This is a genomic window from Krasilnikovia cinnamomea (assembly GCF_004217545.1).
Classification (GTDB): Bacteria; Actinomycetota; Actinomycetes; order Mycobacteriales; family Micromonosporaceae; genus Actinoplanes; species Actinoplanes cinnamomeus.
Genome location: NZ_SHKY01000001.1, coordinates 2,634,704 through 2,655,924 on the forward strand (window position 1 = coordinate 2,634,704; position 21,221 = coordinate 2,655,924).

Here is a 21,221-nt window from a genome sequence, read left to right on the forward strand (position 1 = left end):
TGTTGTTCAGCGCTTTCGCAGTATGTTCAGTGCTTTTGCAGGTAGTCGATGAAGGCCGCCCGCAGCAGCGGCTCGTGCTCGCCGTACCCGGCGCCGTGACCGGTCAGCTCCCGCCAGAGGGCGTGCGCCTCGTCGATCGTCGGCCCGACCGAATTCGGGGCGCCGTCGAGCCCGGACGCCTCGTCGGAGTCCGGCAGGTGCTTCAGGATCGACCAGAAGAACTTGACGTCGCGGCTCTCCTTGGCCCGGGCGAAGGCGCGCTCGCGCAGCTGCTCCGTCGACATGGCGTCCAGCTCGGCGAAGGTGGCATCGGTCATGGAGTCAGCATAGGTCCCGGGTCCGACCGGACGCCCCGAAGACGCCCGCGCCACCGTTCAGCGGCCGCTGCCCCACGGGCCGTCGTCCCACCGCTCGCCGCGGCGCTGGGCGCCGACCCCGGACGACGACCAGGTCTCCGGCAGGTCGGCGCGCCAGGCGGCGGTCTCGGCGGGCGGGTCGGGCTGCCAGTCCGGCTCCGCGTCCGCCACCGTCAGGGTCCGGCCGTACGTCTCGATGAGCCGGGTGACGATCAGCCCGCCGCCGATGGTGCACGCGGCCGTGGCGAACAGCGCGATGTCGAAGCCGCGCCGCCCGGCGTAGTCCAGGAACAAGGTCATCGCGACCACGGCCAGCAGGGTCCCGAAGACGCCGCCACGGCGCCCGAACGCGCTGGTGCCCGCGACCAGGGCGGTGCCCAGCGCGATGCCGGTCCACTCCAGGCCGGTGCCGGGCACGATCGGCCGGGCGGACTGGGCGGCCAGCAGGATTCCCGCCGCCACCGCGAACACCGAGGACGCGATGAGCGAGGCGAGCACCGGCAGGGCCACCCCGGTACGGCGCCGGGCCGGATCGGTGGGCTGGCGCATCGCGCCCAGCTTGCGGCGTACCGAATCCAGCACGCCCACCGCGCCGCCGACGACCGCCAGCAGCGCGAAGCCGCCGAACAGGAAGAACGCCTGGTTGGACGGGTCGTATCCGCCCTGCACGGCGACCGGTGCGGTGCGGAGCTGGTCGTACACGATGACGCCAATCCCGGCGCCGAGCGTGGCCACCCAGCCGGGGACGTGCAGGGCGAGAATGAGCACGGCGATCACCACGGCGCCGCCCGCCGCGATCACGAGGGCGGGCAGGGCGGCCTTGAGCAGGCCGCGGTCGCCGTTCTCGGCGAAATGCAGCGATGCGGCGAGCGCGATCGGCCCGACCGCCAGGTTCGGCACCCCGGCCCGCAGGGTGAGGCCGGCGCCGAGCGTGAGCAGGCCGATCGCGGTGGCCGTGATCAGCAGCGTGTCCAGGGCCGGGCGGCGCAGGCTGGCGGGGTCGAACCGGTACAGCAGGAAGCCGAGCGCGGCGGCACCGAGCAGCAGGACGATCTCCCAGCCGAGGTGCACGCCGAGCCGGTCGCGGCCACCGTCATCGTCCGGTCCGGCCGGTCGGCCGAAGGCGACGTCGTCGTATGCCATGTCCGCCCCTCCTGGTGTGGTCAAGGCGGCCGGGGCCTCCCCGGCTCAGGATACGGAGGCACCCGTACCCGGGTTCAAGGCCAATTGGACACCCGTCAGCGACGTCCCGGACTCTTGTCGGAGTCGTCCTCATCCTTCCGGTCAGATGGGGGCACCCGACACGCCCGTTCCAGCCAGAGTGCCGCACCGACCAGCGCGAGCGCGGAGACCACGCCGCCGATCGCTGCCGGGATGTCCTGCTGGGCGGCGTGCGTCGGGTCCAGGGCCAGCCAGGAGAGCAGGCCCGCGGAGAACCCGGCGGACAGCGCCCCGGCCAGCGACGACGCCTTGGCCAGCACGGCGTACCGGGCGACCGCGAGCGCGTCGACCGGCAGGGCGCCGCGGCGGTGCTGGATCCGGGCCCGGGTGTTCTGCGCGAGCAGGAACTCGGCCACCGCCAGCGCGGCCAGCACGATGATGGGCGGCCACGGCAGCGGCGGCATCCGCCAGTACAGGGTGCTCAGCAGCAGCCAACCGAACGCCGCGGCGCCCAGCGCCGCGACCACCAGCACCGACGGGTTGGTCGGCCGCATCGTGGGAGGGTGCCGGTCACCGCCGGGGTCACTGCTCACGGATCCGACTCTAACGGCAGGTCGGGCCGGGGGCTCAGTGCGGCGACGTCGGCGGCCAGCGCGTTCGTGGTGAGCAGATCGGTGACCCAGCCGTGGCCGGGCAGCTGCGCGTAGGGCTGCAGGTCCAGCCACGGCTTGAGCACGAACGCCCGCTGGTGCGCCCGGGGATGCGGCAGGGTGAGCTCGGGATCGTCCTGGCACACCGGGGTGCCGTCCTCCTGCCACACCGCGATGACGTCGACGTCCAGGGTGCGCGGCCCGAAGCGCCGCTGCGGGTCACGCACGCGGCCCGCGGCCGACTCCAGCGCCCGGGCCCGGTCCAGCCACTGCCGCGGCGCGGCCGCCGGGTCCACGACCAGCACGACCGCATTCAGGTACGGCGGCTGCTCGGCGTCCCCCCACGGTGGGGTCTCGTACACCCCGGAGGTGAGCACCACCGCCTCCCCCAGCCCGTGTACGGCGGTGCGCAGGTGCGCGTACCGGTCGCCGAGGTTGCCGCCCAGCGACAGGATCGCCCGGGTCATCGGGTCCGCCGCAGGGTGACCGCCACGTCGGCGAACTCGTGCGGGATGGGCGCCTGCGGCTTGTGCACCGTGATCGTGGCGGCGGCGACCCGGGCGTCCCGCAGGCAGACCGCGACGAGCCGGTCCGCCAGGGTCTCGATGAGGTCGACCGGCTCGCCCGCGACGACCGCGGCCAGCTCGCCCGCCAGCTCGCCGTAGTGGACGGTGTCGGCGACGTCGTCACTGGTCGCGGCCGGGGCGAGGTCGAGCTCCAGGTCGGCGTCGATCACGAAGTCCTGACCCTCGCGCCGCTCGTGGGCGAAGACGCCGTGGAAGCCGCGTACCCGGAGGCCGGTGAGGGTGATCCGGTCGGCGCCGCCGCCGGACCGCCCAGGTCCGCCGGTGGGATGGCCGGGTCCGTTGGCGGGGTGGCCGGGTCCGTTGGCGAGGTGGCCGGATCCGTCGGCGGACCGCCCAGGTCCGTCTGTGGGGCGGGCGGATTCGGCTCCGAGCGGGCGCGGGGTCATGCGGCCTCCCGCAGGCGGGGGCGGCCGGTGGCGGTCCAGACGGCCAGGGCGTCGGTGGTGGCGCGGACGTCGTGCACCCGGACCCCCCACGCGCCCGCCGCCACGGCCAGCACGCTGGTCGCGATCGTGGCGGCCTCGCGGCCGTCGACCGGGCGCGGCGCGCCGTCCGGCCCGGCCAGCAGGCGGCCGAGGTACGACTTGCGGCTGGCCGCGAAGAGCACCGGGAAGCCGAGGGCGACCAGCGTGCCGAGGTGGGCGCTGAGCGCCCAGTTGTGTTCGGCCTGCTTGGCGAAGCCCAGGCCGGGGTCGAGGATGAGCTGTTCCGGTGCGACCCCGGCCTCGGTCGCGTCCGCGACCCGGTCGAGAAGCTCGGCGCGGACCTCGGCGACCACGTCGGTGTAGACCGCGCGGTCCTGCATGTCGCGGGAGTGGCCGCGCCAGTGCATGAGGATCCACGGGCAGCCGGCCGAGGCGACGACCGTGGCCATGGCCGGGTCGGCGAGGCCGCCGGAGACGTCGTTGACGATGACCGCGCCCGCCTCCAGAGCGGCGCCCGCGACCTCGGCGCGGGTCGTGTCGATGCTGAGCGGGACCCCGGCCGCGGCCAGCTGCCGGATCACCGGGACGACCCGGGCGATCTCGGTGGCCGCGTCGACCCGTTCGGCGCCGGGCCGGGTGGACTCGCCGCCGACGTCCACGAGCGCCGCGCCGTCGCGGTGCAGCGCGACGCCGTGGGCGACCGCGGCGTCCAGGTCGACGTACCGGCCACCGTCCGAGAAGGAGTCCGGGGTCACGTTGACCACGCCCATCACGACCGGGTGATTGCTACGCAATAGCCGGTTCCCGACGCCGACCGAGTTGTCCACAGGCACACGGTACCGACCACACGATCTTCGAACGCGCGTACGATCCCTCGTGACTCATCTTCAGTCACGTCTCCACCTTGGGTAACGAATCAGGCAGCTTGTAGGTAGGAAGTACGGCCCGTACTCTTCGGAACTGGGCATCATTAAAGGACCGAAGAGAGCAGATGGGCTTGGAAGGACTGCAGTGCCCTAACGGCTCACTCGACGTGGTGAGCAGGAAGTAGCACCATATGGGCGTTGCCGCCAGCGAGGCTTCACAACTGCACCGTGCCCGGCGCCCCTCGCCGAGCACCCGGGAGGTACACCGATGATCGCCACCGACTTCGCCGCTCAGCTCGCGACGGCGCTCCAGCACGGCCCGCTCGCCGCCCCCGCCGAGCCGAAGGGAATCAACACCGAGGGTGTCGTCACCTTCTTCGCCAGCAACATCGCCCCCATCCTGCTGGCGGTCCTCGGCGTCATCTTCATCGGCCGGGCCAGCCGGGGGGAGATCTCGAAGGTGCTGACGAGTTCAGCGATCGCCATCGTGGGGCTGGCGTTCATCGCGGGCGCCGCGACGCTGTTCTTCGTCGGCGACTACCTCATCAACCTCCTCTTCAGCTAGGCCGCAGGCGGACACATGCGGCTGCGCACCGACGACGACATCTACCGGGCCCGGCTGGTCTACCTAGGACCACCGGGGTACACGCTGCCGGTCCACCTGCCGTACGCGCAGTACGGCATGTTCGTCGGGCTCGTGCCACTGTTCATGCTGCTGCACTACCTGATGACCTTCGACTTCGACGCGTTCCCGGCCTGGGAGATCGCCCTGGCCATGGTGACGACGTCGTACGTGTTCCGGCACGTCGATCCCGACCGGCCCGCCCGGGTGGTCATCCGCACCGCGCTCACCGACTGGCGTCGCACCCGCGAACCAGCCGTGGAGCAACGCGATCCGAGACTTGTCGCTACTCGCATCCGGGTTCGGGAGGAGCTGATATGACCGGTCTGACCAGTCCTGCGGCGTGCCCGAACGGGGCATGCGCATGACCGATTCCACACCGCCGGGGCATCCTCGCGCGGCCCTCTCCCCCACAGCCAGGCAAGGTAACGGTGTGCGCTCGGACAACTACCCCTCGCCGCCCTTCCCGGGCGAGGACCTTGACCCTGAGATCGTGACCAACCCCGGGCACGGCGCGGTCGGCGTGTTCCAGGCACCCCAGCCCGTACGGCCCCGGTCGGCCGCGGACACCACCATGGACATCGACTCACCGTTCCTCGATCTGTTCGGCGGGGCTCCGGCGCCCGCCCGGCCGTCCACCCCAGTCCCGGATACCCCACCGGAAGATCAGTATGCCGATGACCACGACCCGGATTTCGATCTGGTGGTCGACGGCACCGTATCCGGCGAGATCATCCCGGGGAACCCGTCCGCATCGGACGCGCCTGCGGCCAAGCTCGAAGAGCGCGTGGACACGACCCCGGTCACGGACCCCGTGGCGCAGGAGCCGGCGTTCACCCGGGTTCCGGCCGGGCCACCGGCGGACTTCTTCGACGACGACCCGGGCACCCCCGATCCGATCTTCGACGACCCCGACTTCGCCGAGTGGACGGACGAGACCGGCCCGGGCGCGCTCCGTCCGGGCACGACCCTGCCCGCCCGGGGCGCCGACACCGACGTCCCGGACGTCCCCGTCACGACACCACCGCTGTGGCAGACGGTGGCCGCGCCGAGTGCCACCACCCCGGTGGGCGGGACGGTCGCTCCCGGGGTCACCGCGGTGCCATCGGCACGGGCGGGAGCACCGCCGTACGATGCGGCGGCCCCGGGCCGGGCCGATCTGCCGGCCACCCGGCCGGAGCACGCGCCCGCGCACCGCAGCACCAAGGAGCCGGCCCGGCGCAAGCGTCGGCGCGGCGGCGCCGACGCGGAACCGGCGAACCTGCCCGCCGTCACCGCACCCGCGGACCCGGACCGCAAACAGCGGAAGGCGAAAGACGCCAAGGCGGCGCCGCTGCGCCCGCACAAGCTGAAGTTCAGCGACCGCGACCCGGCCGTCGAGCTGGAGATCACCGAGATCGCGGGGCACCTGACCTTCACCCAGAGCACGGTCACCGCCTGGTATCAGCTGCCCGAGGTGCGTTGGGCGTTCCGGCCCGACGCCGAGCGGGAGGCCCTGCTCTCCGCGATCTCCGAGCAGTACGCGGGCCTGGCCGGCTTCCGGCTGCACCTGCGCCGCACCAGCCGGCCGTTTCCGGCCGACGAGTGGGCCCGCACGGTGGACTCCTTCACCGCCAAGCCGCTGCCCGACGTCTCGGGCGCGACGTCCTGGTCGGATCACCTGGTCGCGGCGCAGCGGCACCTGCTGTCGGTCAACCACGCCGAGGGCCAGACGTTCCTGGGCGTGACGTTCGCCCGGCGCTCGCTGGGCGACACGTTCGCCGAGCGCGTCCTGCGCATCGTCGGCAAGGGCACCACGGACGGCGAGCGCCGCAAGCTGGGCCGCACGGTCGAGCAGTTCGACGAGGTGCTCAACGCGTTCGGCATGCGCGGGCGGCGGGTCACCCCGCAGGAGCTGGAATGGCTGCTGTTCCGCTCCGTCGCGCTGTGCATGGCCCCGCCCGGCCCCCTCTCCCCGGTCACCAACGGGCACTGGGAGCGCGGCGACCTGCTGGCCCTCACCGAGCAGGTGGAGCGCTACCGCACCCCGTACGGATCGACCGTCAAGCTGGTCAACCGCATGTCCGGCGAGGAACGCCACGTGGCGGTGCTGTCGGTCGGCCGGATGGAGCCGCTGGAGATCCCGGAGAAGCACGAGCCGTGGCTGCACTTCCACGAGCGGCTGCCGTGGCCCATGGAGCTCTCGTCGCGCATCGACATCCTCGGCTCGACCAGCTCCTTCAAGAACCTGGAGCACCGGCTGCGGATGATCCGCTCTCAGCAGCTCGACTACGCCGAGCACGGCATCGACGCGCCGCCCGAGCTGGAACGCCTCGCCAAACGGGCCCTGGTGATCGGCGACGAGATGACCACCGGCCTGCCGGTCGAGTCGGCCCGCGCGCACGGCTGGCACCGGATCGCGGTCGGCGGCGCCACCCGCGAGGAGTGTCTGGAGCGAGCCCGGCGCCTCATCCAGCTCTACTCCCGCGAGCTGCGCATCTCGCTGCAACACCCGAAGAACCAGGACCAGCTGGCCCGCGAGTTCATCCCGGGCGAGCCGATCGCCAACACCGGATACGTACGCCGCATGCCGGTCAAGCTGCTGGCCGCCGCGCTGCCCCAGGCCGCCTCCACGGTCGGTGACCGGCGCGGTGACCTGATCGGGCGTACCGCGGGGACGTGCCGCCGGCCGGTCTTCCTCGACCTGCACTTCCCCATGGAGGTGCGGGAGCGCTCCGGGCTCGGGGTGTTCGTCGCCGAGCCCGGCGGAGGCAAGTCCACGCTGATGGGCGCCCTGGGCTATCTGAACGCGCGGCGCGGCGTGCAGGTGACCCTGCTCGACCCGTCGGGACCGCTGGCCCGGCTGTGCCAGATGCCCGAGCTGCGGCCGTACTCGCGGGTGCTCAACCTGACCGGCTCGGAACAGGGCACCTTGGCGCCGTACGCGCTGATCCCCACGCCGGTGCGCACCGAGTTCCCGACCGGTCCCGCCGGTGACCGGGAGTTCGAGATCGCGGTCTCCAACGCCCGCGCCGAGCGCCGGATGCTGGTCCAGGACATCTGCTCCATGCTGGTCCCGCCGCAGGTCGCCAAGGAGGCCTCCACGGCGACCCTGCTGCGCCACGCGGTGCGCCAGGTGCCCGCCGAGGAGACCTCCACGATCGACGACGTGGTCGCCACGCTGCAGAACCTGGGCGACGACGAGGGCCGGGAGCTGGCGAACCTGCTGCTGGACACCGCCGAGATGCCGCTGGCGCTGTTGTTCTTCGGCCGGCCGCCGCAGCACCTGCTCAGCGGCGACGCGACCCTGACCGTCATCACGATGGCCGGGCTCCGCCTGCCCGACCTGAAGATCGAACGCGAGTACTGGTCCGCCGAGGAGTCCCTGGCGCTGCCGATGCTGCACACCGCGCACCGGCTGGCCGTGCGCCGCTGCTACGGCGGTTCGATGTCGTCCCGCAAGCTGGTCGGCCTCGACGAGGCCCACTTCATGGAGGGCTGGCGCTCCGGGCGTTCGTTCCTGGTCCGGCTGGCCCGCGACTCCCGGAAGTGGAACCTCGCCGCCCTGGTCGCCTCGCAGAACCCGCGCGACATCCTCGGCCTCGACGTGCAGAACCTGGTCTCGACCGTGTTCGTCGGCCGGATCGCCGAGGACCAGGAGATCGCCTCCGAGGCGCTGCGCCTGCTCCGCGTCCCGGTCCACGACGGGTACGAGGCCACCCTCGCCTCCCTGTCGCAGGTGGACACCGCGTCCGCACACCGGCTCGGGTTCCGCGAGTTCGTGATGCGCGACGTGGACGGCCGGGTGCAGAAGGTCCGGGTCGACGTCTCGTACGTCGACGGGCTGCTGGAGCACCTGGACACCACCCCCGCGGCCGCGCAGGCGGCACCCACGGCGATTCCGTCGTCGTTCACCGACCTGGAGGTCTGAATGGTCCGGCGGGCGTGCGCCCTGCTGCTCACCGTGCTGGTCGCGGCGGTCGCGTCGGTCGCGTGGGCGGTGGCGGCGCCGTCCGGCGCGGTAGCGGCCGTGCCCGCCCAGGCGCCCGGCGGCCTGTGCAGCACCGAGGAGTGGCAGTCGGACTTCAAGGCGTGCGTCGACCGGCTGGCCGACGTCAGCGCGGCCCGCGCCGAGTGCCTCACCCCGCCCACCCCGAGCGCGCCGGACTCCGGCCTGGCGGGCTGGTTCGCCGAGCGCCCCGAGTCGTCGACCCTGCCCGGCCCCCAGGGCATCTACAGCCAGTACGGGTACGCGGGCTACGCGTACACGACGTACGACCTGGACAGCGGGTGCGCGTCCACGCTCGTGGACCCGGAGTACAAGTTCGAGACGACGGTGGCCAACGGCGAGTTCATGATCGCCACGGCGGTCATCGGGGCGTCCAACGCGCTGCGCGAGCGGGCCTGGGACCCGGCGTCGATGTGGGGCTGGGCCGACCCGCTGGTCCAGCAGGCCACCAAGGCGGTCTACGAGAAGGTCTTCAGCGTCTTCGGCGTCATCACCCTGGCGATCGTGGGCCTGTACCTGATCTGGCGCTCCCAGCAGGCGGAGATGGGCGCGGCGATGACGACGGCCGGGTGGGCGATCCTCATCATGGTGGCGGTCACGGCGATCGCCGCGTGGCCGGTGCGCTCGGCCAACATCGCCGACCAGAGCCTCATCACGACCCTGGGCGTAGTCCACGACGCGGTCGGCCCGCGCGGCCAGACCCTTCCGGCGGATCAGTGCGACGACCCCACCCCGGGCGCCTGCACGGACCACCGCCCGCCCGCCGTACGGGCCAGCGACACCGCCACCGAGACGATGTTGTACCGCAACTGGCTGCGCGGGCTGCTCGGCTCGGCCGACAGCACCACCGCGCAGAAGTACGGCATGGCCCTCTACGACGCCCGCTCGCTGAGCTGGGACGAGGCCCAGAAGATGCGGGACAACCCGGACACCCGCACGGCGACCCTCAACGCCAAGAAGGAGCAGTGGGAGAAGGTCGCCGAGCAGATCAAGCAGGAGGACCCGGAGGCGTACGAGTACCTCCAGGGCGTCAACGGGATGGACCGGATCGGCGCCGGGTTCATCGCGATGCTGGCCTCCGTGATGTTCGCGATGTTCGACCTGACCGCGTCGCTGCTCGTGCTGCTGGGCTTCCTGGTCTTCCGCTGGGCGGTGATCGCCGCACCGATCCTGGGCACGATCGGGCTGCTGCGCCCGGCCAGTTCCGGCATCCGGCGACTGGGCAACGCGGTCGTGGCGGCGCTGTTCAACATCGCGATCTTCGGCACCGGCGCGGCGATCTACCTGTTCGCGGTCGACCTGATCATGAATACGCCGAGCCTGCCGGGCTGGCTGCAGGTTGTCCTCGTCTGGCTCTGCGGCGTGGTGGGATGGCTGCTGCTGCGGCCGTACCGGCGGATCACCCAGCTCGGCGGCAAGGACGGAACGGCCGCGATCACCTCGGCCGGGTCCTGGCACCGGCGGTTCTTCCGGGACGTGCGCGAGGCGGCCAAACTGGAGGTCGCCGATGCGGGCGGCACCCGGGAACCAGCGATCGGCAAGCGCCGTACGGTCTACGTCGAACAGTCGAACCTGCGTCCGGAGGCGCGCCTGGAGGATCCGGCGCACGCCGCCGCCAACCGCGGCCAGGCGGTCACGGTCGCGGCGTCCGGTCAGCTGGACAGCGTGCCGGCGCCCCGTCCGGACGGCACCGAGACCAGACACGTCGACGCGCCCGCTGAACGGGCTCCGGTCACGGCCACCCGCGCCGTCCGGCCCCGGCGCCAGTCCTCGTGGACGGAGCCGGACGTGGCCGAGCGTCCCGCGTCGTACGCGATCTACCGGCCGGAGACCGGCGACACGGTCCGGGAACCGGCTCCGCCCCGCACCCGCACCGAGGCGAGGTGACCGGCCGTGCCGCGCTTCGTCGAACTCAGCCTCAACCGGATCTTCAAGTCCCGCTGGGGCGTCGCGCTGGTGATCGCCGCGCTGGTGCTGCTGGTCGTCGGCACGGGGCGGCTGTTCTCCGACGGCGATGACCGCGCCGGGGCGGTCATCTCCACGGTCTCGCCCGCCCCCGTGCTCAGCGCGAACCCGGACGACGACGACAGCGTGATCTCAGCGGATCCGCCGCCGTCACCCACCACCGATCCCGGCACGGCGGAGCCGGAAGCGGTCGCGTACGCGTTCGCCTCCGCCTGGGTGAACCACCGCAACATCTCCGCGGGGGCCTGGCACGACGGCCTCGCCCCGAACGCCACCAAGGACCTGTCCGACGACCTGGCCGGGGTGGACCCGGCCGGCGTGCCCGCTGATCGGGTGCTGGGCAGACCCGCGATAGTCCCGGTCGGCGAGGGCCTCGTCGACGCGGTCGTCACCACGAACGCGGGCAAGCTGACCCTTCGCCTGGTGGCGCCCGACCGGCATTGGCTGGTGGACGGCATCGACTGGGACGCCTCATGAGGCTTCCCCGGCCGCGTCCCGTCATCCTGCTCACCGCACTGGTCGCCACGTTGACCGTGCTGTGCTGCGGGGGAAGCGTGGTCGCCCTGCTCGTCGGCGCGTTCGACGCCGACCGCAACGACCCGCGGTACACGACCGCCGGGTGCGGCGTCGGCGGGGTCGTGGATCCCGACGAGAAGATGCCCCGGGTCAGCCGCTACGGTGCGGCCCAGGTCCGCAACGCGGCGATCATCATCAAGGTCGGCTCGAACCTGAAGCTGCCGCCACGGGCCTGGGTCATCGCGGTCGCCACGGCCATGCAGGAGTCCAGCCTGACCAACCTCGGCAACCTCGGGGCGCGCAACGACCACGACTCGCTCGGCCTGTTCCAGCAGCGGCCCAGCACCGGCTGGGGCACCCCGGAACAGATCATGGATCCGGTGTACGCGGCGACCAAGTTCTACGAGAAGCTGCAGACCATCGACGGCTGGGAACTGATGCCACTCACCCGCGCCGCGCAGAAGGTGCAGATCAGCGCCTATCCCGACGCGTACGCCAAGCACGAGGCGGTGGCCACCCGCATCGTCAACCTGCTGGCACACGGCGCCGCCCGCGCGGTCGGGAACTCGGTTTCCCTGGTGTGCCTGACCACCGTGGGGCAGATCGCCGCGTCGGGATGGACCATCCCGTCCCCGGGTGCGGTGGTCGGGTCGGGCTTCCGGACCCGGGACCGGCCCGCCCACCAGGGCGTCGACCTCATCGTCGACCGGTACACCCCGATCCACGCCGCCGCCAGCGGGGTGGTCTCCGTGGTGAAATGCAACGTGGACCACAGCGGTCGGCGGACGTGCGACGTCGACGGCTACCCGGGCAAGGGAGGGTGCGGCTGGATGGTGGAGATCGTGCATGCCGGGAACGTGATGACCCGCTACTGCCACATGGTCGAACACCCGGCCGTGCAGGTGGGTCAGCGGGTCCAGGCCGGTCAGCAGATCGGCCGGGTCGGCTCGAGCGGCAACTCCTCCGGGCCACACCTGCACTTCGAGGTGCATCTCAACAACGACCGCCGCAGCGTGGGCGCGGTCAACCCGGTGGCGTTCATGGAGCAGCAGGGCGCACCGCTGGGCGGCACCACATGACCGGCGGCGCCGTGCCCGACCCGTTCACCGGCAGCGCCGACTGGCTGCCCGATCCGCCCCGGCCCGTCGTGGCGACCCCGGCCGCGATGGGCGGTCAGCTGCGCGGGCGACGCGTCATCATCGGACTGCCCGGCCACGGCTGGCGGCAGGACCTGCGCGCGGACGAGACGGTGGTGCAGGGCAGCAGGACGTACGTGCCGGTCATGCCGGAGTCCGAGTGGTATCGCGCGGAGGCGGAGCTGACCGAGGTGTTCGCGCCGCTGGTCCCGGTCGAGCGCGTGTGGGTGGAGGAGCTCGGCATCACCGGCACCGGCCGCACCGGCGCGGGCGACGTCGTGTCCCGGCTTGTTTCGCTGGACGAACCGCCCCGGCGCAGCCCCGTGGCCGCCCTGGACGCCGACGCGCTGACCGGCCGACGCGTCGTGCAACTGCTGGAGGACGGCGGCGAGCGGCGCGACCTGCGCGCCGTCACCGAACTCCACACCAGCGACGACGGCGACATCTGCGCCCGGGTGGCGGCCGAGCTGGACTGGTACCGGTGGTCCTGGAGCGGCCGCGCGCCCCGCACACTCGAGGTCCCGGTCCACCTGCTCTGGGTGGAGTGACGCCGGTCAGACGACCTTGGCGGAATCGCAGACGCGCCAGCCGTCCTCATCGACGACGCCGAACGACCACGGTTCGGTGCGCCGACTCTGCACAGTGCCGTTGCGGGTGCCGGAGATGATGAGGTCGGTGGCCACGGAGCGCCGCGACTGCCCGGCCCCGGCCACGGTCAACGTGCTCCAGCTGACGGTGACCTTCACGTTGAAGTCCTGCTCCCGCTTGATGAGTTCCGTGCGGAGCGCCGACACCGCCGAGAAGTCTCCGGACTCGCACATGTACAGGGCGGCTTCCTTGTCGTCCCGGTTCACCAGGTAGGCGCGCAGGAACCCGTCCACCACCGCGTCGGGCGCGCTGCGCTTGATCTCGGTGGCGGAGTCGTACAGCGACACGAACACCCCGACCCCGCCGAGGCAGAGCAGCAACATGATCCCCGCACCCATCGCGAGCCAGAGCCGCAGGCGCCGGTTACGCGGCCGGGGCGGAACCCCACCCGCCACCACGGCACCGGGCGGCTGGGCGGGCGGCGGGTCGGGAAGTCGCGGCGGCTGCACGATGTCGAGCCTAGTGCGTACGTTCCGCCGCCGGTCGGGTGTGGAGCGTAAGCGCCGCGACCTGCGGCAGCGGCGCGGAACACCCCATCGGCTCCGCAACGGGACCCGCCGCCGCGTCTGGGATACGGTTTGAACGCACAGATGGAGGTGAGGGCGGTGGCGGATTCGGCGAGCCGGATTGGTCAGGCCGCTGCCCTGCATCGCCAGGCACAGGCGACCGTGGACGCGGCCGCCGCGGCGCTGCAGGGTCATCCGGCCACGGCCGCGGACCCGCGCGAGCAGCACCGGCTGGCCGAGGAGTTGCGGGCCGCCGCGCAGGAGTTGGCCCCGGGCTGGCTGAGCGCGCCGCTGGACGCGCAGGCCGCCACGACGCCGCTGGGCGGGCCGAACCCGCCCCGGTTCGTCCGGGTCGGGGTGGCGCAACCGCTGGACGACGTGCGCTTCCCGGCGATCGTCCCGCTGCTGGGTACGGGTCATCTCACCGTGGACGCGGACGCCCGTGACCCGCGGGTGGCGGGCCTGCTGCGCAGCGTCCTGCTCCGGCTGCTGGCGACCGCACCGGCGGGCTCGCTGCTGGTACGCGGGGTGGACGCCTCCGGCGGTGCCGTGTTCGCGCCGTTCTCGACGCTGGCCGACGCGGGGCTGCTGGCCCCGCCCGCGACGGACCGCAACGGCCTGCGCGACGTGCTCAGCGAGGCGGAGAAGTGGCTGCGCCCGGCGCGCGGCAGCGCGGTGCGGCGGGGACGCCGGGACCGGCTCATGCTGCTGGTCGTCGCGTGCCTGCCGGAGCTGACCGAGGGCGGCGAGCTGAACCGGATCGCCGCGCTGGCGCAGCAGGGCCCCGAGTCTGGGCTGCACCTGGTCGTCGCGGGCTGGCCGCCGCCGCCGTTGACCGCGGAGACCACTCAGGCGCCGCTGCCGCGCACGACGATGGTGTCGGTGCGCAACCCGTACGCCGTGGTGGGCGACCCGCCGGGTGGCACGTTCGGCTCGGTGCCGGAGGCGGTGTGGCTCAACGCGCCGGTGTTCCTGGACGAGGACCCGCCGCCGCATCTGATCGAGGCGGTCTGCCAGGAACTGGCCGCGCATTCGGCCGCCGCGTCCCAGGTGGTGCTCGCCGACCTGCTGCCCGAGCCGGGCGACGACCTGTGGACGGGTGACGCCGCCGAGGGGCTCGGCACGGTGGTGGGCCACGACGGTGACACCGCGCTGACGCTGCGCTTCAACGACCTGACGCCACACTGGATGGTGGGCGGACGCTCGGGCGCGGGAAAGACCGCGTTCCTCATCAACGTCCTGTACGGCCTCGGCGCCCGGTACGGCCCGGACGAACTGGCGCTGTACCTGCTGGACTTCAAGGAGGGGGTGTCGTTCGCCGAGTTCGTGCCGACCCGGCGGGACCGCACCTGGCTGCCGCACGCCCGGGCCGTGGGCGTCGAGTCCGACCGCGAGTACGGGCTGGCCGTGCTCCGCGACCTGGACGCGGAGATGACCCGCCGCTCGGTGGCGTACAAGCGGGCGGGGGTGACCCGCTTCGCGGATCTGCGGGCCGTGGCCGCGCAGGAGGGGCGGGGCCGCCCGCTGCCGCGCATCCTGTGTGTCGTCGACGAGTTCCAGGTGCTGCTGGCGGGCAACGACACGACGGCGGGCGAGGCGGTGTCCCTGCTGGAGTCGCTGGCCCGCAAGGGCCGCTCGTACGGAATCCATCTGGTGCTGGCCAGCCAGACGGTGCGCGGCGTCGAGGCCCTGTACGCGAAGCGGGATTCCATCTTCGGCCAGTTCCCGGTGCGGATCGCGCTGCCGGGCGGCGGCGACGTGCTGGAGGCCACGAACGACTCGGCCGCCGGGCTGCCGCTGGGCACCGCGGTGGTCAACACGGCCGGTGGCCTGGGCGGTCCGCGCGGCGCGACCCGGGGCCACGAGCGGGTGGTGCGGTTCCCGGACCCGCACGCGGACCAGAACGCCCTGAGCGACCTGCGGCACCGGCTGTGGGGGGCGCGCGACCCGGAGTCCGCGCCGCCGCGCATCTTCGCCGGGTACGCCCGCCAGCATCTGGCCGACGACCCGACGTACCGGGCGGCGCTGGCGGGGCGGGCGGGTCGCCCGGCGGCGCTGGTGGGGCGGGTCATCGACGTGCCGCTGTCCAGCGCCGCGTTCCCGCTGGACGCCTCCCCCGGCCGTCATCTGGCCGTGTTCGGCTCGAATCCGGCGGGGGCCGAGGTGCTGGACGCGGCGGCGCGCGGGGTGGCGGCGTTCCATCCGCCGCGCAGCACCCGGTTCGTCATCTCGTCGCTGGTCGCCGAGGGTGACGAGCTGGCCAAGGACCTGGCCGACGAGATCAGCCACCGGCAGGAGGTAGTGCTGGTCGACGCGGCCGGGCTCGCCGCCGAACTGGACGTGGAGCGGCCCGGTTACCGCGTGGTGTTCGGCATGGACGCGGCCGGTCCGGGCACCCTGCCCTCGCTGCGCCGCCTGCTGCGGGAGGGTCCGGCGCGCGGGGCGCACCTGCTGTCCTGGTGGCGCGGGTTGCGCCGGTTCTCCGAGGAGACCGGCGGCAGTGCGGGCCGCGAGGACGTCGCGGGCCTGGTCTTCCTGAACGTACCGCAACAGGACGTGACGCTGCTGGTGGGCAGGCCGGTGGACTGGCAGCCACGGGCGAACCGGGCGCTGCTGCACGACCGGCAGGCGGACCGCCTGGTGACCTTCGTGCCGTTCGCCCGGCCGGAAAGCGACGAGTCGTGAACAACGAGCAGCCGTTCGCCCGGCCGGAAAGCGACGAGTCGTGAACAACGAGCAGCCGTTCGCCCGGCCGGAAAGCGACGAGTCGTGAGCGACGAGCAGACCGTCGACGAGCAGGCCGCCGACGCGTGGACCGGCTACCTCGCCGCGGCGCAGCGCCTCGACGCGGTGCGCCGGGCCGCGAGCACCGCGGCGGGCGAGCAGGCGGCGACCGTCCAGGCCGCACAGCAGGAGCTTGCGGGGGTACGGGCGCGGCTGGCGCCGCAGCACGCCCGGCTGGTCCAGGATCTCGGCGTACCCGAGATCGATCTCGCGCCGCACGCCGCGGACCAGGCGCTGGCCGCGCAGGCGATCGCGGGTGGCCCGGGTGCGGCGCTGGCGGCGCTGCGGCAGGCCCGGGTGACGGCGGACGCGGCGGACGCGGCGCTGCTGGGTCCCGGCCCGGCCACGCCGTGGCGGCCGTGGGCGCGCAACCTGCTGGTGTACGGCCCGTTCGCGGCGGCCGTCCTCCTCGTGCAGATCGTGTTGTATCTGGTCGCCCCGTCGGGTTCACTGCCCACGTACGCGCTGTTGTGCGGGCTGAGCATGCCCCTGCTGGCGTTCGGGCTGGGCTGGCTGACGCTCGGTTTCGTGTACGGGGGCGAGGGCCACAAGGTCGACCGCACTCCGCTGGTCGGTGCGATCACCTGCCTGACGCCGGTGCTGCTGACCTGCATGGGCGTGGGCCTGTTGGCGTTCTTCCGATGAGGGGCTGTCGTGTCGAGTGTGGATGAGGTCAAGGCGAACGTGGCCGCGTCGGTGGACGGCACCCAGCGCGCGGTGTCCGGCATCCAGCAGGTCTCGGATCAGCTCGACGACGCGTTGACGCTGCTGCGGCTGACCGCGTTCGGCTCGGTGCACCCGTCGGTGGCGGCGGCGATCGCGCAGCTGGAGCAGGCGCGGACCCGGCTGGACGAGGCGGCGACGCTGGCCCGTGCGGCCATGGACAGCGCCGACGCCTACCGCATGATCGTCTGATGCCGAACCCTGGTTGACCTCGTCCTTAGCCTGGGGACGTGGAAACATCAACGCGGGTCGACGTCGACGGAGAAGTGTTCGAGATCGTGTCGTGGTCGGATCGCCCCGGCCATTACAACTACAACTGGATCTCCGGGAAGAACCCCGGCTATGGATTCGGCGGGGTCCGATCGGGCGGCGTGGAAGCGACCTTGGACGAACACATCATCAACATCCGGGAGTTCCTTGCCGGGGTCGATCCGGAGACCGGCTTCATGGAGTAGACCTGCCGGTGGCGCGGCGGCGGAGCCGCAGCCCCTGGGCGACGGCGACGCCGGCCAGCACGACCAGGGCACCGACCGGCTGGTTCCAGTGCAGGTGTTCGCGCAGGATCAGCACGCCGACGACGGTGGCGACCACCGGCATGAGGTAGGTCACCGACGTCGACGTGCTCGCGCCGGCCACCCGGATCACCTGCAGGTTCAGCATGAACGCGATGCCCGTCCCGAGGGCGCCCAGGGCCAGCACGCACAGCACCACCTCGCCGGACAACGCCGTCGGGTCCGGCGGCGGGCCGCCCAGCAACGGCGCGGCGACGGCGAGCATGGCCAGCGCGATCAGCAACTGGGCCGCGGCCATCGAGACGCCGCTGCCGGCGCGCCCCGCGATGAACTTCTTCTGGTACGGAATCGCGACCGAGTAGCACATGGCCGCGGCGAAGCACATGAGCTGTCCGGTGAGCTGTGCCCCGCCCACGCCCCGCCACACGGCGAGCACCACCAGCACCCCGGCGAAGCCGAGGCCGAGTCCGGCCACCCGGCGCGCGGTGAGCCGCTCGGTGCGGAACACCAGTACGGCCAGGGGCAGCGCGACCAGTGGCGTGGCCGCGTTCCAGATGCCCGCCAGCACCGACGACACCCGTTGCTCGCCGAAGCCGAACAGCGTGAACGGCAGCACCACACCGACCAGCGCCACCACCGACAGGTGCCCCCACAGCCGGGCGTCGCGGGGCAGCCTGTCCCGGGTCACCGCGAGCACCACCAGCAGGGTCAGCACGCCCGCGGCGACCCGGCCGAAGGTGAGCCAGAGCGGGTGCAGCTCGCGGACGCCGACCTTGATGAACAGGAAGCTGGTCCCCCAGATCACGGCGAGGACCAGATAGCCGGGCAGCCATCGGCGCAGCTCGGCGTGGGACGGTGTACGGGAGCCGTCGGGGAGAGCCTGGATGTCAGGACCGGTCTGCGTCGTCACCCCTGACACTCTGCCGAAGGCGTACGACAATTTCGCGCGGTTTTCGGACCTGACTGCCGACCGGATCCGGAGGTCAGCGGGGCGCGTTGATCAGCATCATCGCCTCGGTGCGGACCTTGGCGTCGCTCTGGAACGCGCCGCGCACCGCCGAGGTCGTGGTGCGGGCGCCGCCCTTGCGGATCCCGCGCATCTCCATGCACAGGTGTTCGCACTCCAGCACGACGATGACGCCGCGCGGGTCGAGCTTGGTCATCAGCAGGTCGGCGATCTGCGACGTGAGCCGCTCCTGCACCTGGGGGCGCCGGGCGAACACCTCGACGAGGCGGGCCAGCTTGGACAGGCCGGTGATCCGGCCGTGCTCGCCGGGGATGTAGCCGACGTGCGCCACGCCCTTGAACGGCAGCAGGTGGTGCTCGCAGAGGCTCATCACCTCGATGTCGCGGACCAGCACGAGTTCCTCGTGGTTGGCCTCGAACGTGGTGGTGAGCACCTGCGCCGGGTCCACCCGCAGGCCCGCGAAGAGTTCCGCGTACGCGCGGGCCACCCGCGTCGGGGTGTGCCGCAGCCCGTCCCGGTCCGGGTCCTCGCCGACGGCCAGCAGGATCTCGCGGACCGCCTTCTCGATGCGCGCCAGGTCGACGACCTGCTCCACCGGGGCACCGGTGAGCTTGCCGTCGACCAGGCGCGCGGCCAGATAGTCGAGCTCGTCGTCAGAGTCGACCGGCTCTGTCGAACTGCCGTCGGTGATCAGTGGGCGCCGTCCGTCGAGCTGTTGGCGCTGCCACCCGCGCTGCCACCCACGGCGGCCTGACCGTCGGCCTCGGCCTGCGCCTTGAGCTTCTCCCGCTCGGCCGGGGTCACCACCGGCGGAGCCTCGGAGGGCAGCCGCTTGCCGAAGCCGTTGAACGGGGCCATCGGCGGCCGCTTGGCGACCCGGGCGCAGATCCGGTCCATGTCCTCGCGGGAGATGGTCTCCTTCTCCATCAGCTCGAGCACCATGCTGTCGAGTACGTCGCGGTACTCCACGAGGATCTCCCACGCCTCGTCGTGGGCCAGCTCGATGAGCGCCCGCACCTCGGCGTCGATCTCGGCCGCGATGGCGTCGGAGTAGTCCCGCTCGTGGCCCATGGTGCGGCCCAGGAACGGCTCGTCGCCGCTCGTGCCGTACTTGACCGCGCCGAGCTTGCTGCTCATGCCGTACTGGGTGACCATGGCCCGGGCCAGGCTGGTGGCCTTCTCGATGTCGTTGCCCGCGCCCGTGGTGGGCTCGTGGAAGACCAGCTCCTCGGCGGCCCGGCCGCCCAGCGCGTACGCCAGGGTGTCGATCATCTCGGCGCGGGTCTGGGTGTACTTGTCCTCGGTCGGCAGCACCAGGGTGTGCCCGAGAGAGCGACCGCGCGGCAGGATCGTCACCTTGTGCACCGGCGCGGAGTGCGGCAGCGCGAACGCGACCAGCGCGTGCCCACCCTCGTGGTACGCGGTGATCTTCTTCTCGTTGTCGCTCATCGCCCGGGTGCGGCGCTCGGGGCCCGCGATGACCCGGTCGATGGCCTCTTCGAGGTAGTCGTTCGTGATGGCCCGCTTCTCGTTGCGCGCGGTGAGCAGCGCCGCCTCGTTGACGACGTTGGCCAGGTCGGCACCGGAGAAGCCGGGGGTACGCCGGGCCACGGCGTCGAGGTCGACGTCCGGGGTGAACGGCTTGCCCTTGGCGTGCACGCGCAGGATGGCGCGCCGCCCTTCCATGTCCGGGGTGTCCACCGGGATCTGCCGGTCGAAGCGGCCGGGGCGCAGCAGCGCCGGGTCGAGGATGTCGGGCCGGTTGGTGGCCGCGATCAGGATGACCCCGCCCTTGGTGTCGAAGCCGTCCATCTCGACGAGCAGCTGGTTGAGGGTCTGCTCGCGCTCGTCGTGGCCGCCGCCCATGCCAGCGCCGCGGTGCCGGCCGACCGCGTCGATCTCGTCGACGAAGACGATGGCCGGAGCGTTCGCCTTGGCCTGCTCGAACAGGTCGCGGACCCGGCTGGCGCCGACGCCGACGAACATCTCGACGAAGTCCGAGCCGGAGATCGAGTAGAACGGCACCCCGGCCTCACCCGCGACCGCGCGGGCCAGCAGGGTCTTGCCCGTACCGGGCTGGCCGAACAGCAGCACGCCCTTGGGGATCTTGGCGCCGAGGGCCTGGTACTTGGCCGGGTTCTGCAGGAAGTCCTTGATCTCGTGCAGCTCCTCGACCGCCTCGTCGGCGCCCGCCACGTCGGCGAACGTCGTCTTCGGCGTGTCCTTGGTGATCATCTTCGCCTTGGACTTGCCGAAGTTGAGCACCCGCGAGCCGCCGCCCTGCATCTGCGACATGAACAGCAGCAGCAGGATCACGAGGATCGCGATGGGCAGCAGGTTGACCAGCAGGGTGAGCAGGATGCTGTCGCCGGAGACCTTGGTGTCGACCCCGCCGCTGATCCGCCCGGCCGCCTTGGCCTCCTTGACGTCGTTCCAGACGTCGTTGGTGACCTCGTACGGGTACTGGGCCTCGATCTTGTTGGTCGACTTACCGTCGAAGTCCTGCGCCTGGGCCAGCTCCAGCTGGAGCGTCTGCTCCTTGTCTTTGATCAAGGCCTTCTTGATACCGGGCTGATTCAGCCGCTCGAGCGCGACCGAGGTATCGACGCGCTGGTAACTGGGGCCGCTGGTGAAGAATGAGCTCAGCGCAATCGCCCCGATGATCACCAGAATGATCCAGACCACCGGGCGGCGGAAGAAACGCGTACGTTCCATGCTGTTGTCGGGCGGCACCCGCCCGGACCCTCCTGTATCGGCGTCCTGATCACCTGGGATGTGCCTCCGGCGCGCGCGGAGCATTGCGCCATCG

The 21,221-nt window shown here is 72.3% G+C and carries 21 protein-coding genes; 11 read left to right on the top strand and 10 right to left on the bottom strand.

Annotated elements, in window-relative coordinates; translation table 11 throughout:
- Window positions 1-26: 26 nt before the first annotated feature.
- The 6 genes from EV385_RS11840 to folP form a co-directional block, all read right to left on the bottom strand.
- Window positions 27-317 carry a hypothetical protein gene (locus tag EV385_RS11840; RefSeq protein ID WP_130509520.1) on the bottom strand — a complete coding sequence of 97 codons (291 nt, stop codon included), beginning with the start codon at window positions 315-317 and terminating at the stop codon, window positions 27-29.
- Between the two features lie 57 nt (window positions 318-374).
- Window positions 375-1,499, bottom strand: a complete 1,125-nt coding sequence (locus tag EV385_RS11845; RefSeq protein ID WP_207229806.1) for an ABC transporter permease — start codon at window positions 1,497-1,499, stop codon at window positions 375-377.
- Window positions 1,500-1,594: 95 nt separating this feature from the next.
- Entirely contained in the window at window positions 1,595-2,071 is a 477-nt protein-coding gene (locus tag EV385_RS11850; RefSeq protein ID WP_130513251.1) for a DUF3180 domain-containing protein, read from the bottom strand.
- A gap of 35 nt (window positions 2,072-2,106) precedes the next feature.
- Window positions 2,107-2,634 carry a 2-amino-4-hydroxy-6-hydroxymethyldihydropteridine diphosphokinase gene (folK, locus tag EV385_RS11855; RefSeq protein ID WP_130509521.1) on the bottom strand — a complete coding sequence of 176 codons (528 nt, stop codon included), beginning with the start codon at window positions 2,632-2,634 and terminating at the stop codon, window positions 2,107-2,109.
- On the bottom strand, window positions 2,631-2,978 hold the full coding sequence (folB, locus tag EV385_RS11860) for a dihydroneopterin aldolase (RefSeq protein ID WP_207230089.1): 348 nt from the start codon (window positions 2,976-2,978) through the stop codon (window positions 2,631-2,633). Before folB ends, folK begins: the two co-directional genes overlap by 4 nt.
- 158 nt (window positions 2,979-3,136) lie before the next feature.
- On the bottom strand, window positions 3,137-3,949 hold the full coding sequence (gene folP, locus EV385_RS11865) for a dihydropteroate synthase (RefSeq protein WP_130513252.1): 813 nt from the start codon (window positions 3,947-3,949) through the stop codon (window positions 3,137-3,139).
- A 364-nt stretch (window positions 3,950-4,313) separates the two neighbouring features.
- Here folP and EV385_RS11870 point away from each other — a divergent pair, with 364 nt between their 5' ends.
- From EV385_RS11870 to EV385_RS11900, 7 genes are read left to right on the top strand one after another with little or no spacing between them, the layout of a single operon-like run.
- Window positions 4,314-4,610, top strand: a complete 297-nt coding sequence (locus EV385_RS11870) for a hypothetical protein (protein WP_130509523.1) — start codon at window positions 4,314-4,316, stop codon at window positions 4,608-4,610.
- A 15-nt stretch (window positions 4,611-4,625) separates the two neighbouring features.
- A complete protein-coding gene (locus EV385_RS11875; protein ID WP_130509524.1) occupies window positions 4,626-4,988 on the top strand; it encodes a hypothetical protein in 363 nt (120 codons plus the stop codon).
- Window positions 4,989-5,031: 43 nt separating this feature from the next.
- Window positions 5,032-8,577: an ATP-binding protein gene (locus EV385_RS11880; protein ID WP_130509525.1), complete on the top strand. Its 3,546-nt coding sequence runs from the start codon at window positions 5,032-5,034 to the stop codon at window positions 8,575-8,577.
- Window positions 8,578-10,542: an MFS transporter gene (locus EV385_RS11885; protein ID WP_130509526.1), complete on the top strand. Its 1,965-nt coding sequence runs from the start codon at window positions 8,578-8,580 to the stop codon at window positions 10,540-10,542. It begins immediately after the preceding gene.
- A 6-nt stretch (window positions 10,543-10,548) separates the two neighbouring features.
- Entirely contained in the window at window positions 10,549-11,097 is a 549-nt protein-coding gene (locus tag EV385_RS11890; RefSeq protein ID WP_130509527.1) for a hypothetical protein, read from the top strand.
- Entirely contained in the window at window positions 11,094-12,215 is a 1,122-nt protein-coding gene (locus tag EV385_RS11895; protein WP_130509528.1) for a M23 family metallopeptidase, read from the top strand. The genes EV385_RS11890 and EV385_RS11895 overlap by 4 nt, the downstream gene beginning before the upstream one ends.
- On the top strand, window positions 12,212-12,820 hold the full coding sequence (locus tag EV385_RS11900) for a hypothetical protein (RefSeq protein WP_130509529.1): 609 nt from the start codon (window positions 12,212-12,214) through the stop codon (window positions 12,818-12,820). The genes EV385_RS11895 and EV385_RS11900 overlap by 4 nt, the downstream gene beginning before the upstream one ends.
- A 6-nt stretch (window positions 12,821-12,826) precedes the next feature.
- Here EV385_RS11900 and EV385_RS11905 read toward each other — a convergent pair whose 3' ends face one another.
- The gene (locus tag EV385_RS11905; RefSeq protein ID WP_242624837.1) at window positions 12,827-13,369 is read right to left on the bottom strand and encodes a hypothetical protein; all 543 of its coding nucleotides are present in this window, start codon (window positions 13,367-13,369) and stop codon (window positions 12,827-12,829) included.
- Between the two features lie 141 nt (window positions 13,370-13,510).
- On the opposite strand from EV385_RS11905, the gene EV385_RS11910 reads away from it, so the two are divergent.
- The 4 genes from EV385_RS11910 (at window position 13,511) to EV385_RS11925 (ending at window position 17,388) form a co-directional block, all read left to right on the top strand.
- Complete coding sequence (locus EV385_RS11910; protein WP_130509530.1) at window positions 13,511-16,111, top strand: FtsK/SpoIIIE domain-containing protein; 2,601 nt, start codon at window positions 13,511-13,513, stop codon at window positions 16,109-16,111.
- Window positions 16,112-16,195: 84 nt separating this feature from the next.
- On the top strand, window positions 16,196-16,855 hold the full coding sequence (locus tag EV385_RS11915) for a hypothetical protein (RefSeq protein WP_130509531.1): 660 nt from the start codon (window positions 16,196-16,198) through the stop codon (window positions 16,853-16,855).
- Between the two features lie 9 nt (window positions 16,856-16,864).
- The gene (locus EV385_RS11920; protein WP_130509532.1) at window positions 16,865-17,125 is read left to right on the top strand and encodes a hypothetical protein; all 261 of its coding nucleotides are present in this window, start codon (window positions 16,865-16,867) and stop codon (window positions 17,123-17,125) included.
- Between the two features lie 38 nt (window positions 17,126-17,163).
- Window positions 17,164-17,388: a hypothetical protein gene (locus EV385_RS11925; RefSeq protein ID WP_130509533.1), complete on the top strand. Its 225-nt coding sequence runs from the start codon at window positions 17,164-17,166 to the stop codon at window positions 17,386-17,388.
- On the opposite strand, the gene EV385_RS11930 is transcribed toward EV385_RS11925, so the two are convergent.
- From EV385_RS11930 to ftsH, 3 genes are all read right to left on the bottom strand, one after another.
- A complete protein-coding gene (locus tag EV385_RS11930) occupies window positions 17,378-18,331 on the bottom strand; it encodes a DMT family transporter (protein WP_242625280.1) in 954 nt (317 codons plus the stop codon). The genes EV385_RS11925 and EV385_RS11930 overlap by 11 nt on opposite strands.
- 97 nt (window positions 18,332-18,428) lie before the next feature.
- Window positions 18,429-19,106 (bottom strand): GTP cyclohydrolase I FolE, encoded by a 678-nt coding sequence (gene folE / locus EV385_RS11935; RefSeq protein ID WP_423203110.1) that lies wholly within the window; start codon window positions 19,104-19,106, stop codon window positions 18,429-18,431.
- Window positions 19,103-21,127, bottom strand: a complete 2,025-nt coding sequence (gene ftsH, locus EV385_RS11940) for an ATP-dependent zinc metalloprotease FtsH (protein WP_130509535.1) — start codon at window positions 21,125-21,127, stop codon at window positions 19,103-19,105. The genes folE and ftsH overlap by 4 nt, the downstream gene beginning before the upstream one ends.
- Window positions 21,128-21,221 lie beyond the last annotated feature (94 nt).

What these genes read in the sequence shown, in the direction of transcription:
- EV385_RS11885 (WP_130509526.1), top strand. Translation starts at nt 8,578, where the DNA reads ATGGTCCGGCGGGCGTGCGCCCTGCTGCTCACCGTGCTGGTCGCGGCG.
- EV385_RS11875 (WP_130509524.1), top strand. Translation starts at nt 4,626, where the DNA reads ATGCGGCTGCGCACCGACGACGACATCTACCGGGCCCGGCTGGTCTAC.
- folP (WP_130513252.1), bottom strand. Translation starts at nt 3,949, where the DNA reads ATGGGCGTGGTCAACGTGACCCCGGACTCCTTCTCGGACGGTGGCCGG.
- EV385_RS11850 (WP_130513251.1), bottom strand. Translation starts at nt 2,071, where the DNA reads ATGCGGCCGACCAACCCGTCGGTGCTGGTGGTCGCGGCGCTGGGCGCC.
- ftsH (WP_130509535.1), bottom strand. Translation starts at nt 21,127, where the DNA reads ATGGAACGTACGCGTTTCTTCCGCCGCCCGGTGGTCTGGATCATTCTG.
- folK (WP_130509521.1), bottom strand. Translation starts at nt 2,634, where the DNA reads ATGACCCGGGCGATCCTGTCGCTGGGCGGCAACCTCGGCGACCGGTAC.
- EV385_RS11900 (WP_130509529.1), top strand. Translation starts at nt 12,212, where the DNA reads ATGACCGGCGGCGCCGTGCCCGACCCGTTCACCGGCAGCGCCGACTGG.
- EV385_RS11840 (WP_130509520.1), bottom strand. Translation starts at nt 317, where the DNA reads ATGACCGATGCCACCTTCGCCGAGCTGGACGCCATGTCGACGGAGCAG.
- EV385_RS11910 (WP_130509530.1), top strand. Translation starts at nt 13,511, where the DNA reads ATGGAGGTGAGGGCGGTGGCGGATTCGGCGAGCCGGATTGGTCAGGCC.
- EV385_RS11845 (WP_207229806.1), bottom strand. Translation starts at nt 1,499, where the DNA reads ATGGCATACGACGACGTCGCCTTCGGCCGACCGGCCGGACCGGACGAT.
- EV385_RS11880 (WP_130509525.1), top strand. Translation starts at nt 5,032, where the DNA reads ATGACCGATTCCACACCGCCGGGGCATCCTCGCGCGGCCCTCTCCCCC.
- EV385_RS11895 (WP_130509528.1), top strand. Translation starts at nt 11,094, where the DNA reads ATGAGGCTTCCCCGGCCGCGTCCCGTCATCCTGCTCACCGCACTGGTC.
- EV385_RS11870 (WP_130509523.1), top strand. Translation starts at nt 4,314, where the DNA reads ATGATCGCCACCGACTTCGCCGCTCAGCTCGCGACGGCGCTCCAGCAC.